The organism is Bradyrhizobium sp. STM 3566, from assembly GCF_045571445.1.
Taxonomy (GTDB): domain Bacteria; phylum Pseudomonadota; class Alphaproteobacteria; order Rhizobiales; family Xanthobacteraceae; genus Bradyrhizobium; species Bradyrhizobium vignae.
Genome location: NZ_CP120692.1, coordinates 1,518,528 through 1,532,627 on the forward strand (window position 1 = coordinate 1,518,528; position 14,100 = coordinate 1,532,627).

A 14,100-nucleotide genomic window follows, 5' to 3' on the forward strand; every position below is an offset into this window, starting at 1 on the left:
TCTTCACAATAGAACTGCCTTGACTCATGCATTGGCGTGAGGTCTGCACAATAGAATAACGCTCTGTGAGACAGAGCGAGGGTTGAACGTCTTACCGAGATCGCCATGAGTTTGCCGCTTGAGGGCGTACGGGTCCTCGATCTGTCCAACGTGCTCGCTGGACCCTTCTGTGGCTACAACTTGGCGCGGCTCGGCGCCGAAGTGATCAAGACGAAAATCCGAAGGGCGGCGATCTGGCTCGCCATCTCGGGGCAGATCCGACGATGGCACAGCGCCTGTTCGGCCTGTACTTCGTTGCGGTGAATGCCTGTAAACAATCGATCGCGATCGACTTGAAATCGCCGGAGGGTCGGGATGCATTCCTTCGACTTGTCGATCAGGCCGACGTGCTGCTCGAGAACTTCCGGCCCAAAGTGATGGAGCGGCTCGGCCCCGGCTATGCGGTTCTCGCGAAGCGCAATCCCCGGCTGATCTACTGCGCCATATCCGGCTTCGGTCAGGAAGGCCCCTGGGCAAACCGGTCCGCCTACGACCAGATCGTGCAAGGTGTCTCGGGCGCGATGAGCGTAACCGGCGATCACCGATCAGCGCCGTTGCGCACCGGCTTTCCGATCTCCGACACCATGGCCGGTATCACAGCAGCCTTCGCAATCTCGGCGGCGCTGGTCGCGCAGCGTTCGACGGGCCGCGGTCGGTTCATCGATGTGTCGCTCCTGGAATCGACTCTGGCGGCAATGGGCTGGGTAGTCTCTAACCACCTCAACGCCGGCATCCTCCCCGAGCCAATGGGGAACGAGAATTTCACGGCGGCGCCATCCGGCACGTTCAAGACGAAGACCGGTCCGCTCAACATTTCCGCCAACGAGCAGAAGCAATTCGAGAAGCTCTGCCAGCTGATCGGACGACCCGATCTCCTGAGCGAGGAGCGGTTCGGTGAACGCCACACGCGCAACCTGCATCGCGCAGCCCTGAGCGACGAGATCAACAAGGCGCTCAAGTCGAAATCCGCCGAGGAATGGGAGGAGATTTTCAACGCCGCCGGCGTTCCCGCGGGGTGCGTGCTCTCAGTCCAGGACGCACTGCAGCAGCCGCAACTGGTCGAACGCCGGTTCGTCGAGAACCTGCCTCTCGCACCGACCGAAGGGCAACAGCTACGGGTGACGCGCCCACGCTTCCTTCTAGACGAAGGCTTTCCCAAACCGTCCGCTCCCCCGCTGCTCGGCGCCGACACGGCGACATGGCTCGAACGGCTCGGCTACACGCGCGCCCAGATCGACGAAATGGCGGACCGCGGCGTGGTCCGCGTCGCTTGAAAAGGAAATCCTGGTCATGCCCGAATCCAATCCCGCCGATCTCCTGACCGAGGCAACAAATTGGTGGTCGACCGACATTATCGACATGAAGCCGGGCGTCATCCGCTTTCGTGGCTTTTCGATCGAGCAGCTGATCGGCTCGGTCAGCTTTCCGCAGATGATATGGCTTCTGTTGCGCGGCGACCTCCCGTCGCCCGATCATGCCGCTCTGCTTGAAGCCGCTCTTGTGGCTGCGGTCGATCACGGACCGCAAGCGCCCTCGATCGCGGTCGGCCGCATGTCCATCACCTGCGGCTTGCCGCTCAATGGAGCAATGGCGTCGGCCATCAATTTGCTCGATGACGTCCATGGAGGCGCCGGCCAACAATGCATGGAGCTGTACGCCGACATCGCTCGACGGATGAGTGAAGGTACGGCGCTTGTAGCGGCGACGCAGGCTGGTATCGCCGCCTTCGTCGAGGCACACGGAAAAATCTTGCCCGGTTCGGCCATCGCCTTCACCCGATCGACCCTCGCTCACCGAGGCTCCTGTCGCTGGTCGATGCTGCTCGTGAGCGCGGCGTGATTTCCGGCAACTTTGCCGACATTGGCCGCGCCGGCGAAACAGCGCGGCGGGTCGGGACCAAGCGCCAAAAGAAGCGCGGTCACCAAATATTGGGCGCGCGAGGTTCTAGCGGCGGTCGTTCCGGTGCCGGTTGCCTTGACGGCCGATCTCGGCTCGGCAGTCTCCCACTGCTCGAGTTAAAGCTGGCCAAGTGCGCCGCGCCGCAGACGGCTGGCATCGTGCTGCGCGTCGGTGCGGTAGATCACCGTGTCTGGTCCAAAGAGCCGCCGGTGCTCGGCGCGTCATACGCAGCCGAATTGCCATTTGATGGCGATTTCGACGCGCGTGCGTATGCAGCCCGCCGGCTGTGGCGCGCGATGAACGGACGCCCGCCCGGTCCAGCCTTTCACCAGTTATCCAGACAGCGGCGCGAACGCCTGAGCGTGGCGATCCGCGCGCTCGATGCGCATAGCGCCGGCGGCAGCTATCGCGTTATCGCCGAAGCGCTGTTCGGCAAAAAGCGAATCCCCGATCGCGCCTGGAAGACGCATGACCTGCGCAATCGAGCAATCCGCCTGGTGTAAGGCGGCGTCGCGTTGATGCGCGGTGGTTACCGCAAACTCCTGCGGCCCGGACGCAGGGCAGAGTAGCGCAGACTCCAAGGGGTGCCGAAAATCGTACCCGCAACATTCGGCATCCCCCTCCGAGATCTTGCTTCTCCATGATGACCGCACACACGCCGGCATAGCCAGGCGTAGTGCGATGTGCTCCTGGAGTCCTCAAATGCCCGATCCAATGGCCGGTCTACCACCGCGATTCCTGCGTACACCGGAGGCCGCGCGCTATCTTGGCCTGTCCGGTCGCACGCTCGAGAAGCACCGCACGTATGGTACTGGACCGACGTATCGGAAGATCGGCGGACGTGTTGTCTACGCCGTCGATGACCTGAAAGCGTGGGCCGACCGCGGCGCCAAGACGTCGACATCCGATCCCGGCAAGGGGACCGTGCTCCCCGCCAAGAAACATCCGGCCCTGCGTCCCTATGCAGGCCAGGAACGTCGTTGATCGCCGCGTGAGAGCAGTGACCATGCGGCGCAAACACCATTCCGAGCGCGAGCAGCTTGAGCTCTTTCGGGCGCTGCCCGGGGATCTTGCGCCCCGTGACGCGCAGGATCTGATGGCTTATCCGTTCTTCTCGCTCGCAAAGACGAAGCGGATCGTGCCGATCGATTTCCGAGCTGGTGCGATCGCAATTCGGGTCGAAGCCGTTCCTGAACACGGCATGGCGACCATTTGGGATGCAGATGTTCTGATCTGGGCTGCGTCCCAGATCGTCGAAGCCCGCGACGCCGGCTTGAAGACGTCGCGCCTGATGGCTGCAACACCTTACGAGATTTTGACGTTTGTCGGCCGCGGCACCAGCGCACGTGACTATGACCGCCTGAAGGCTTGTCTTGACAGACTTCAGTCAACGACCGTGCTGACATCGATCCGCCAGCCGGCAGAGCGGCGACGGCACCGCTTCTCCTGGATCAACGAGTGGAAGGAGACGGCAGATGCAAACGGTCGGCCATTTGGGATCGAGTTGATCCTGCCGGATTGGTTCTACGCTGGAGTCCTCGATGATGCCCTCGTCCTGACGATCGACCGCGCCTATTTCGAGCTCACGGGCGGGCTTGAGCGGTGGCTCTACAGGCTCGTGCGCAAGCACGGTGGACGCCAGGACGGCGGCTGGAGTTTTGATCTTGTGCACCTCCATGCCAAGTCCGGCATCCTCTCGCCGCTCAAGCATTTTGCGTACGACCTACGTCAGATCGTCCAGCGCCAGACATTGCCCGGCTACCAGCTCGTGCTCACGCGCGATTCTGATGGCACCGAGCGACTCAGCTTCGCGCCAGCGCCTTTTGATCCCTTAACGGCACGTCTGCGCCGGCGCGGTCTCATTCGAAATTCGGAGGACAACCTGTGAATCAACTCGTGCTATCGGGGACCGCAACCCTCGTGCTATCGGGAACCCGATCCTCGTGCTTTCGGGGACCGGAATCGACCTTAAGGGCTTGTTTCTCCGAGCTTTCCAGTCGCTCTAACTTTACTAACCAGAAATCCTTCGGATTTCTTCTAACGGACCAGGCCGAAAGCGGAGTTGGTGGCGCTCGGCAACGGCCGTCCGACAGGCCAGCCTGCCTTTGTAGGCCATACACACTCTCCACCGAGCCCCAAGCTCACGGTTGCCAACTCCAGCGTCACGGAGCGGCGGCATGAGCGATCTCACGGAAGTGGAAGTGCTGTGGCTCGAGAAGCGTATTGAAAACCGGATTCGGTTCGGTCGCATCGTCAAGGAACGGAAGCTTGATCGCCACCGGCGCGTCCTGTCATTTGCGCCCGGCAGCATCTTTGCTTTCATCCGGTGGACCTCCAACGACTTTGGGGTAATCATTTCGCGGATCGACATCTTGCGCGCGGTCCCTCCGGGACAGCGCTGCTCGACCGTTCCTTATGTGACACCCGGCGGAGAAATTTTGCTGCGTCTGTCCGGTTGGCCGAAGGTCGAGCGCGTGCTGCAGATGACCGATGCCGTTGAGGCATTCGGCATCGATCCCGCTGATGTCGCGCCTGATCATTGGCATCACGTTCATAACCGTCTGTCCGTCAATGAAAACCCGCGCCCGTATACGAAAGCGCGCCATCAGGCCTGGCTTCATCGCCAAAAGGTGATGCGATGACGGACCGCCCAATAATGTTGGCCGTGACGATTGGGGTCGCTGCTGTCCTCATCGCGACGATCGTGCTGGAGCCGCTTCCGCTTTACATCTGGAACGCATCCGCGAGCGTGCCGATCGGTCTCTACCGCCTCCGGCCGGCGGACCAATTCCGAGTCGCTGAATTGGTCGCCGTGCAGCCGCCGGAGCCGCTTGCGACCTTCCTCGACCTTAACGGCTATTTGCCCATTGGCGTCCCCATGCTGAAGCGCGTGCTCGCCCTTCCCGGGCAGACCGTTTGCAGAACCGGCCTCACGATTTCGGTCGATGAGGTGGCGGTGGGCGAGGCGCGGGACCGCGACGGACGCGGCCGGCCGCTGCCGAAATGGCAGGGCTGCCGCGTCGTCGGCGACGGAGAGCTGTTTCTGATGAACTGGCAGTCCGACGACTCCCTGGATGGCCGATATTTTGGATTCTTGCCTGCGTCGGCGGTGATCGGCCGTGCGCTGCCCGTGTGGACGTGGGAGGAGTGATCGTGCGTGTTCCACGGTCTTACCCAGCCATTCCTCTGTTCGATCGATCACGGGGCGATTCCTCCGTCCCGGCCAACGCTTGCCGCGCGGACGCGCGCCGCGGCAGTCCAGGGCGGCCGCATGGCGGGCGCGAAGCAGCTTTACCCGGGACGGGCGCGAGCACGATGGCATGCCTGGCTCGGTCTGGCGTGCGTGTTTGGGCTGTCGTGTCGCTGCTGCTTGTTTTCGCTGCATCGGACAGTGCCGCTCTAGCCGAGAGTGGATCGGCATTAGCTCAAGCGGTTGTTCAGGCGAGCAACCCGTTTCGAGCTTTCGTCGATGAAGCCTCGAAGCGTTTTGCAATTCCGGTGAACTGGATCGGTTCGGTCATTAACGTCGAAAGCGCTGGAGACGTGCACGCCAAGTCGCCCAAAGGCGCAATGGGCCTGATGCAGATCATGCCGGCGACCTGGGCGAAACTTCGCGAGCGCTACAATCTCGGGAATGACCCCTACGATTCGCACGACAACATTCTGGCCGGTACGGCGTACTTGCGCGAACTGCTCGATCGGTATGGCTCGCCTGGCGTGTTTGCCGCGTACAATGCGGGGCCATCTCGCTATGAAGAGCATCTCGCGGGCGGCCCTCTTCCAGGCGAGACGCGAGCATACGTCGCAAAGCTTGCAGATCTGCTTGCCATCGAACTGCCGCCGAGGTGGGCGTCCAGTGGACAGTCATCGGCAGCTGCAACGCTATTCGTCACGCGATCCGATCTCATGAAAACGCGCGATCGGTTGCTGGCGCTCACGCCGCCGAGCGGTGTCACGACCGCAATCTCGGGCGGCGATGTATTGCCCATAGTCCCTCGGCCTATTGGCATGTTCGTCCCTCGATCGGATTCGGGAGCATCGCGATGACCAAGTGCGCGGGTTCGCAAGCTGATGGCGTATGGGCGATGCCCTCGGCCCGCGCTCTACTCGTCGCTTCGCTCCTCACCGAGCCACCCTTCGGGTGTCTCGGCCCTTCGGGTAACGATCGCTATCGCAAGCGCTCGGAAGCATTGGGGGCTTCGCGACTTGGATGCCAAGTCGCGGCGGCTCTTTCGGCGACCAGGAGACCACGACGGCAGGACGGGCACACGGTTCTCTCGGCCAATTGGCGTGTTCGTGCCTCGATCGATTCGGGAGCATCGCAATGACCAAGCGTGCGGGTTCGCAAGCCTTCGTGTGCTCCACCATTCAAGTGGCACGTGCGGATGGCGTATGGGCGATGCCTTCGGCCCGCGCTCTACTCGTCGCTTCGCTCCTCACCGAGCCACCCTTCGGGTGTCTCGGCCCTTCGGGTAACGATCGCTATCGCAAGCGCTCGGAAGCAGTGGGGGCTTCGCCAGTTGGCAGCCAAGTCGCGGCGGCTCTTTCGGAAACCGGCGACCGGGAGACCACGACGGCAGGACGGCGAGATAAAAGAGGCTCGCCGCTCGAACCGCAAGCCATTGACATGGCTTGGGTTCCGGCGTGCCGGTCGGTCGGGGCGCGTGCCGCGCCTTGCATTTTGAACAATGCAATCAAAGGCGTTTTCGGCACCGTGTGCGATTTTGATTGTGGGGAGGCCCTGCCGTGAGCGTGGGCGACAGCGATCTGCGTATTCGGCCTGGGCGCATCCGCAGTACCCGCGCGCCGAAGCAAAAGAGCTTCATCAACCGGGTGCTGCGCGCGGCAAAGAAAGCCGGACACACGCCGGGGCAAACCATGGCCGGTAAACGTCCGCCGGCCTATGGGCGCTCGACGTTTGGGCGCGGCCGGGTGTCCTTTAGCCGTGCCAGGTTGTTCAGCCCGACGCGGCGCGTTGTGGTGAAGGCGCGCGTGGTTCGCCACAAAGGGCGCGTCTTCCGCTCAGCACCACTGACGGCCCATCTCTCGTATCTGAAGCGCGATGGCGTGACCCGGAGCGGTGAGCATGCCGAGATGTTCGATGCCAGCGGCGATCGCGCCGATAGCGCGGCTTTCGCGGAACGGTGCAAGGACGACCGGCATCATTTCCGATTCATCGTCTCGCCGGAGGATGCCGGCGACATGACTGACCTGAAGGCCTTCACCCGCGACCTCGCCAGGCAGATGGAAGTCGACCTCGGCACGCGGCTCGATTGGGTGGCTGTCGATCATTGGAATACCGACAACCCCCACGTTCACCTTCTCATTCGCGGAGTTGATGGGGAGGGTGGCGATCTCGTGATCTCCCGCGACTACATCAGCCAGGGCCTGCGCTCACGCGCCGAGGAACTGGTCGCCATCGAACTGGGTCCAAAGCCGGAGCACGAGATCCGCAATTCGCTGGAGAGGGAAGTCACGGCAGAACGATGGACACGGCTCGATCGGGAGATCCGGCTGGCGGCCGATGAGACTGGCTACATCGACCTTCGCCCGGAGAATCCCGGCTCTGATCCCGAGATCCGGCGCCTGATGGTGGGGCGTCTTCAACACCTGGAGAAGATGGGTCTTGCCGCATCCGAGTTACCTGGGGAATGGATGGTCGGGCTCGAAGCCGAGCGCAGCTTGCGCGACCTCGGCATGCGCGGCGACATCATCAAGACCATGCACCGCGCCTTTACCGACCGTGGGGAAACGCGCGGCGTTGCCGACTTCGTTATCGAGGGTGGACTGGAGACGTCCCGGATCATCGGACGTCTCGTCGACCGAGGATTGCATGACGAACTGACTGGCGAGGCCTACGCCTTGATCGACGGAACGGACGGGCGCGCACATCACGTGCGCTTCCGCGGGCTCGAGGCTTTCGAGCAGGCGCCGCCGATCGGTGGAATCGTCGAAGTCCGGCGTTTCGGTGCAGCCGGCGATCCGCGGCCGACCCTGGTGCTCGCAACCCGTTCCGATCTTGATCTCGGCGGCCAGATCACGGCACGAGGGGCAACCTGGCTCGATCATAGACTGGTTGAACGCGACCCCATGGCGCTCGCCATGGGCGGCTTCGGCCGCGAGACCCGCAACGCCATGGAAGCCCGTACCGAGCATCTGATCCAGCAAGGTCTGGCGCGGCGTCAGGGACAGCGCATCATCCTTCAGCGCGACGTCCTGAACACGTTGCGCCGACGCGAACTGGACGAGGTGGCCGCAAAGGTCTCGGCCGACACCGGCCGGTCTTACGTGAACGCGGCCTCCGGAGAGCATGTGGCGGGCACGTATCGCCAGCGGCTGACGCTCACCTCGGGACGCTTCGCCATGATCGATAATGGGCTTGGCTTCCAGCTCGTCCCTTGGTCGCGCGAGCTCGAAAAGAGGCTCGGCCAACACGTCACCGGCGTCGTGAAAGACAGCGGTGGCATCGAATGGGGCTTTGGTCGGAAGCGCGACCTCGGTCTCTAGCAATCTCACCAAACCAGTTGCGGAAGGCGTTCGGGATGTCCGGAACTAAAATCCTTTGGGGGCAGGTGATCGTGGTCGGCCTGATCGTCTTGCTGGCCATCTGGGGAGCAACCGAGTGGACGGCTTGGCGGCTCGCTTGGCAGCCGGAGCTTGGGCGGCCCTGGTTCGAACTGTTGGGCTTCAAGGTCTACTACCCGCCAGTCTTCTTCTGGTGGTGGTTCGTCTACGACGCCTATGCGCCTCAGATTTTTGTCGAGGGAGCCTTCATCGCGGCGTCGGGAACCTTCGTTTCGATCGCGGTGGCAATCGGCATGTCGGTGTGGCGGGCGCGCGAAGCCAAGAATGTCGAGACCTATGGTTCGGCGCGCTGGGCTGGTCCGGAAGAGGTGCGGGCGGCCGGACTTCTCGGTCCTGACGGTGTGGTGCTCGGCAAACTCGACCGTGACTATCTCCGTCATGACGGGCCGGAGCACGTCCTGTGTTTTGCACCCACCCGGTCCGGCAAGGGTGTCGGCCTTGTCGTCCCCTCACTGCTGGCTTGGCCCGGCTCGGCCATCGTGCACGACATCAAGGGCGAGAATTGGCAACTGACTGCCGGCTTTCGCTCGCGGCGTGGTCGCGTCCTGTTGTTCGACCCCACCAACCCGAAGTCCTCAGCTTACAATCCGCTGCTCGAAGTCCGGCGCGGGGAATGGGAGGTTCGCGACGTCCAGAACGTGGCCGATGTCCTGGTCGATCCCGAAGGCTCGCTCGATAAGCGGAACCACTGGGAGAAGACCAGTCATTCCCTCCTGGTCGGCGCCATCCTCCACGTCCTCTATGCCGAGGCGGACAAGACCTTGGCTGGCGTCGCCGCCTTTCTGTCCGACCCGAAGCGGCCGATCGAGGCGACGCTGAAGGCGATGATGACAACCGCACATCTTGGCGAGCAGGGCGCCCATCCCGTGGTCGCCTCGACCGCGCGCGAGCTCCTCAACAAATCTGAGAATGAACGCTCCGGCGTCCTGTCCACCGCGATGTCGTTCCTCGGGCTCTACCGTGATCCCGTCGTGGCTCAGGTGACCTGCCGCTGCGACTGGCGCATCGCCGACCTGATCGCCGATCGCAGTCCGACGACGCTTTACCTCGTCGTCCCGCCCTCCGATATCTCGCGGACCAAGCCCCTGATCCGGCTTGTGCTGAATCAGATCGGCCGACGCTTGACCGAAGACCTGCACGCCAGTGATCGCCGGCATCGCGTCCTGATGATGCTTGACGAGTTCCCGGCGCTGGGACGGCTTGATTTCTTCGAGTCTGCGCTCGCCTTCATGGCGGGGTACGGAATCAAGAGTTTTCTGATCGCACAGTCGCTCAATCAGATCGAAAAGGCCTACGGGCCCAACAATGCGATCCTGGACAACTGCCACGTCCGCGTCAGCTTCGCGACCAACGACGAGCGGACCGCCAAGCGGGTTTCCGACGCGCTCGGGACCGCGACCGAGATGCGGGCGATGAAGAACTATGCCGGTCACAGGTTGAACCCGTGGCTGGGGCACCTGATGGTCTCGCGCCAGGAGACGGCAAGGCCGCTGCTGACCCCAGGCGAAGTCATGCAGCTTCCGCCGAAGGACGAGATCGTCATGGTGGCGGGCACGCCGCCGATCCGGGCAAAGAAGGTCCGCTACTACGAGGATCGCCGATTCACCGAGCGGGTTCTGCCGCCCCCCGATCCGGCGAGCGCCGGCCGATCATCGCGAACGGACGGATGGTCAGCGCTGGGACCATTGAAGCCCACGGCAGGTCCAACTGACAAAACCGCGGAATCGGAGGAAGACATGGCGAACAGCGGCCTTCGTCGGGAGCCGGAATTGCCTGATCATGTTGCGATGGTCAAGGAGACGACCGAGCCTACGCCAGCCGAGGAATTTGCGGTTGTGCTTGACGATGACGACGATGCGGTCCGTCAGTCCCGGCTCATACGCCAACAGATGCGCGGTGTCGCCCGTCAAGTCGCCATGGACCCGAATGACGGTATGGAGCTCTGAGGCATATGCGCGATCGGATGAATGTCTACTTCCCGCCAGAACTGCTGAAACAGATATCGGAGCTCGCCGATCGCAAGAAGCTTTCCCGGTCGGCGATCGTGGAAGCGGCCGTTGTCTCGTTTCTGTCACCGGACGGCGCGGATAGGCGGGAGGCCGCGTTCAGCCGTCGTCTTGATCGGCTGTCGCGTCAGATGCAGAGGCTGGAGCGCGACGTTAGTTTGACGGCGGAGACCTTGGCTCTCTTCATTCGGTTCTGGCTGACGATCACGCCACCGTTGCCGAATGACGCGCAGGCGGCCGCGCAGGCAAAAGGCCGAGAACGATTTGAAGGATTTGTCGAGGCGCTCGGGCGTCGCTTGCAAAAAGGGCAAAGCTTTCTCCGCGAGATTCCGGAAGATATCCGCCGCCAGGAATCAGCCGACGAATCCTGACCGAGTATCCTGGATGCGTTATCGCGCCTGACCTTCTTTTTCTACGCCAGCCCACGACGGCAATAATTTAGCCGAACTTGCAAAAAGCTGGACGCGCTATCGGCTCACACGAGCCGACAGCAAGAGGGGCCAGCATGCAAATCTTAACAGCATCGCGTCGAATCGCGTTCGTTTTTCTTCCTTTTGCTGCTGGATACTATCTTTCGTTTCTTTTTCGAACGATCAACGCTTTGATCGCCAGTCGTCTCAGCGCGGATATCGGTCTTGGGACCGCCGACGTCGGATTGCTGACGTCGGTTTATTTCCTAGTCTTCGCGGCCGCGCAGATCCCCGTCGGCGTATTGTTGGACCGCTTTGGCCCGCGGCGCGTCCAAAGTGTTTTGCTCTTGCTCGCCGCAGTGGGCGCTGGGCTGTTCGCTGTATCGACCAGCTTCCGGTCGCTTTTGATCGCCCGAGCAATGATCGGGCTTGGCGTGGCAGCGGCGTTCACGGCAGGACTGAAGTCCATCATCCTTTGGTTCCCCAGCGAGCGAGTTGCCTTGCTGAATGGCTATATGGTCATGCTGGGCTCGCTAGGAGCGGTGACTGCTACGGCTCCCGTCGAGCACCTGCTCGCTTGGATAGGCTGGCGGCAGCTCTTTGAGATCCTGGCAGCCGCTACGGTTGTGACAGCCATTCTCATCTATGTCGTGGTGCCTGAACGACCCAATGTCCCATCAATCGCGCACGCCACCCTTGGCTCCATTTTCGGGGACCGGCGCTTCTGGCGAATCGCACCGTTGTCGGCGACTTGCATTGGATCAGCCTGGTCTCTGCAAGGTTTGTGGGCATCGCCATGGCTGGCAGACGTCGAGGGGTTTGATCGCGCAAGTCTGGTCCGACAGCTTCTTACGATGTCGATCGTCTTGAGCTGCGGTGCCTGGTTGTTCGGTACGACGGTCCATTACACCAAACGGAGGGGAATCGGGGCGGAGAGGATATTGGTGATGGTAGCCGTTCTGTTTGTCACAGCTGAGTTAGCCTTGATCTTGCGAGCACCCTTGCCGTCCATTGTGCCCTGGTCCGTTGTCGTCATTGTCGGAACGGCAACTGTGGTCAGCTTCGCGGTGATGGCGGATTACTTTCCCCCTGAGCTAGCTGGTCGCGCCAATGGCGCCCTAAATGTCCTGCACTTCGGTTGGGCTTTTTTGGCTCAATTCGGGACCGGCCTGATCCTGCAGCAATGGTCTGAGGATGGTGGCCATAGGCCCGTCCAAGCCTATCAAGTCGCGTTCGGCCTCAACGTAGCACTTCAGATCGCGGCGCTGCTCTGGTTCGCGCTGCCTTGGGCCGGATACCTAGCTTCACGGATGAGGCCGATTCCGGTTTTGACGCCGGCCGATGTCTTCGACCTTGTCGTTTCGGTAAGCTCGTATGAGGAGTCGCTCATCCTCCTGCCCGCAAATGACGATGCGGAGTGGTGAGCGGTAGCTCGCCGAGTACAATACAGTTGAGTAGGCATCAAACATCAGTTCTCAGCCTTTCTTTTTCTACGCCAGTCTACGATCAGTGAAGCCGCTTGTTGCGCCATGTCCATCGGTGCCTTTTCTAATAATCCCCATATGAGGACGCCGGTTTGACGTCCTCATTCGGTGGGGACGAACGGTGGCAATCCATTCCATTCAATCGGAAGCGAATTCGCGCGGTGCGCGAATGCTACGCAGCGCACTTGGCCCGGCGATTGCCGGCTACCTTGAAGATGAAGCGATCATCGAGGTGATGCTCAACCCGGATGGGCGGCTGTGGATCGACCGGCTGTCGGGTGGTTTGATCGATACCGGCGCAACCCTGTCGGCTGCGGATGGCGAGCGTATCGTTCGCCTGGTTGCGCATCACGTAGGCGCTGAGGTGCATGCCGGCGCGCCACGGGTTTCGGCCGAACTGCCCGGAACAGGCGAACGCTTCGAAGGTCTCCTGCCTCCGGTCGTTGCCGCCCCGGCCTTTGCTATCCGCAAGCCCGCCGTCGCCGTGTTTACGCTCGACGACTACGTCGCCAAGGAGATCATGACCTCGGAGCAGGCCAGCATCCTGAAGAGCGCGGTCGCTGCACGGAAGAACATCCTCGTCGCCGGTGGGACATCGACCGGCAAGACGACATTCACAAATGCGCTCCTCGCCGAGGTGGCAAAGACTGCCGATCGGGTCGTGTTGATCGAAGATACGCGCGAACTTCAGTGCAAAGCGCCCAATCTTGTAGCGCTCCGGACCAAAGATGGCGTGGCCACGCTATCGGACCTCGTTCGGTCTTCGCTGCGCCTGCGTCCTGATCGCATCCCGATTGGTGAAGTCCGAGGTGCCGAGGCGCTCGATCTGCTCAAGGCCTGGGGTACCGGCCATCCTGGTGGCATTGGGACCATTCATGCGGGTACCGCGCTCGGAGCGCTGCGGCGGCTGGAGCAACTCATCCAGGAAGCCGTCGTCACGGTTCCGCGTGCCCTGATCGCTGAGACCATCAACCTCGTCGCTGTCCTTGCGGGCCGCAGCGCTGATCGTCGCCTCGCTGAGCTCGCCCTCGTTTCGGGGCTCGGGTCCGCCGGCGACTACAACCTTTCATCAGCAGGAGACTGACATGCGTGTGCAATTTCGCTTCCGTCGAGGTGTCGTTTCATTAGCCTGCGGCACGGTCCTTTTGGCGTCGGTGCCGGCGTGGGCGGCTGGCTCGAACATGCCGTGGGAGCAGCCACTCAATCAGATCCTGCAGTCGGTTGAAGGTCCGGTCGCCAAGATCATCGCCGTCATCATCATCGTCGTGACGGGGCTCACGCTCGCGTTCGGGGACTCGTCAGGTGGTTTCCGCAGGCTGATCCAGATCGTGTTCGGTTTGTCGATCGCGTTTGCCGCCTCGAGCTTCTTCCTGTCGTTCTTCTCCTTCGGCGGTGGCGTGGTGATCTGATGGATGATCAGGTGGCAGGCTTTGTGGTGCCCGTTCACCGCGCCCTCACTGAGCCCATCCTGATGGGCGGCGCGCCGCGGTCGGTTGCGATCGTCAATGGCACGCTTGCGGCAGCCCTTGGGCTGGGATTGCGGCTCTGGATCGCGGGTCTTGTCCTCTGGTTCATCGGCCACATGGCCGCCGTCTGGGCCGCCAAGCGCGATCCCGCCTTCGTCGATGTGGTGCGCCGGCATCTACGCATTCCCGCACATCTCAACACCTGAGCCCT

General features: G+C 62.2%; 17 protein-coding genes. All 17 read left to right on the forward strand.

Annotation, left to right across the window (positions count from 1 at the left end; translation table 11 throughout):
- The first annotated feature begins 105 nt into the window (after window positions 1–105).
- Window positions 106–303, forward strand: a complete 198-nt coding sequence (locus P6U27_RS07210) for a CoA transferase (protein WP_283809939.1) — start codon at window positions 106–108, stop codon at window positions 301–303.
- Entirely contained in the window at window positions 264–1,313 is a 1,050-nt protein-coding gene (locus P6U27_RS07215) for a CaiB/BaiF CoA transferase family protein (protein WP_407193788.1), read from the forward strand. The genes P6U27_RS07210 and P6U27_RS07215 overlap by 40 nt, the downstream gene beginning before the upstream one ends.
- 16 nt (window positions 1,314–1,329) lie before the next feature.
- Window positions 1,330–1,878, forward strand: coding sequence for a citrate/2-methylcitrate synthase (locus P6U27_RS07220; protein WP_197711527.1), 549 nt, complete (start codon window positions 1,330–1,332; stop codon window positions 1,876–1,878).
- The gene (locus tag P6U27_RS07225; RefSeq protein WP_407193789.1) at window positions 1,875–2,441 is read left to right on the forward strand and encodes a DUF2285 domain-containing protein; all 567 of its coding nucleotides are present in this window, start codon (window positions 1,875–1,877) and stop codon (window positions 2,439–2,441) included. The genes P6U27_RS07220 and P6U27_RS07225 overlap by 4 nt, the downstream gene beginning before the upstream one ends.
- A gap of 199 nt (window positions 2,442–2,640) precedes the next feature.
- Window positions 2,641–2,922 (forward strand): AlpA family transcriptional regulator, encoded by a 282-nt coding sequence (locus P6U27_RS07230; protein WP_008561544.1) that lies wholly within the window; start codon window positions 2,641–2,643, stop codon window positions 2,920–2,922.
- A 22-nt stretch (window positions 2,923–2,944) separates the two neighbouring features.
- Window positions 2,945–3,826: a replication initiator protein A gene (locus tag P6U27_RS07235; protein WP_407194419.1), complete on the forward strand. Its 882-nt coding sequence runs from the start codon at window positions 2,945–2,947 to the stop codon at window positions 3,824–3,826.
- Between the two features lie 289 nt (window positions 3,827–4,115).
- Complete coding sequence (locus tag P6U27_RS07240; protein WP_122401263.1) at window positions 4,116–4,580, forward strand: DUF2840 domain-containing protein; 465 nt, start codon at window positions 4,116–4,118, stop codon at window positions 4,578–4,580.
- Window positions 4,577–5,089 carry a S26 family signal peptidase gene (locus P6U27_RS07245; RefSeq protein WP_407193790.1) on the forward strand — a complete coding sequence of 171 codons (513 nt, stop codon included), beginning with the start codon at window positions 4,577–4,579 and terminating at the stop codon, window positions 5,087–5,089. Before P6U27_RS07240 ends, P6U27_RS07245 begins: the two co-directional genes overlap by 4 nt.
- Window positions 5,090–5,295: 206 nt before the next feature.
- Window positions 5,296–5,985, forward strand: coding sequence for a lytic transglycosylase domain-containing protein (locus P6U27_RS07250; protein ID WP_407193791.1), 690 nt, complete (start codon window positions 5,296–5,298; stop codon window positions 5,983–5,985).
- A 277-nt stretch (window positions 5,986–6,262) separates the two neighbouring features.
- Window positions 6,263–6,688, forward strand: coding sequence for a hypothetical protein (locus tag P6U27_RS07255; RefSeq protein ID WP_407193792.1), 426 nt, complete (start codon window positions 6,263–6,265; stop codon window positions 6,686–6,688).
- Window positions 6,685–8,445 carry a relaxase/mobilization nuclease domain-containing protein gene (locus tag P6U27_RS07260; protein ID WP_407193793.1) on the forward strand — a complete coding sequence of 587 codons (1,761 nt, stop codon included), beginning with the start codon at window positions 6,685–6,687 and terminating at the stop codon, window positions 8,443–8,445. Before P6U27_RS07255 ends, P6U27_RS07260 begins: the two co-directional genes overlap by 4 nt.
- A 35-nt stretch (window positions 8,446–8,480) precedes the next feature.
- Complete coding sequence (locus tag P6U27_RS07265) at window positions 8,481–10,469, forward strand: conjugal transfer protein TraG (protein ID WP_407193794.1); 1,989 nt, start codon at window positions 8,481–8,483, stop codon at window positions 10,467–10,469.
- A gap of 5 nt (window positions 10,470–10,474) precedes the next feature.
- Window positions 10,475–10,900, forward strand: a complete 426-nt coding sequence (locus P6U27_RS07270) for a CopG family transcriptional regulator (protein WP_122401267.1) — start codon at window positions 10,475–10,477, stop codon at window positions 10,898–10,900.
- Between the two features lie 134 nt (window positions 10,901–11,034).
- A complete protein-coding gene (locus P6U27_RS07275) occupies window positions 11,035–12,363 on the forward strand; it encodes a nitrate/nitrite transporter (RefSeq protein ID WP_407193795.1) in 1,329 nt (442 codons plus the stop codon).
- A 229-nt stretch (window positions 12,364–12,592) separates the two neighbouring features.
- On the forward strand, window positions 12,593–13,507 hold the full coding sequence (trbB, locus tag P6U27_RS07280; protein WP_174221554.1) for a P-type conjugative transfer ATPase TrbB: 915 nt from the start codon (window positions 12,593–12,595) through the stop codon (window positions 13,505–13,507).
- Window position 13,508: 1 nt separating this feature from the next.
- Window positions 13,509–13,832: a TrbC/VirB2 family protein gene (locus P6U27_RS07285; protein WP_122401270.1), complete on the forward strand. Its 324-nt coding sequence runs from the start codon at window positions 13,509–13,511 to the stop codon at window positions 13,830–13,832.
- On the forward strand, window positions 13,832–14,095 hold the full coding sequence (locus P6U27_RS07290) for a VirB3 family type IV secretion system protein (protein WP_129145598.1): 264 nt from the start codon (window positions 13,832–13,834) through the stop codon (window positions 14,093–14,095). The genes P6U27_RS07285 and P6U27_RS07290 overlap by 1 nt, the downstream gene beginning before the upstream one ends.
- The last annotated feature ends 5 nt before the right edge of the window (window positions 14,096–14,100 follow it).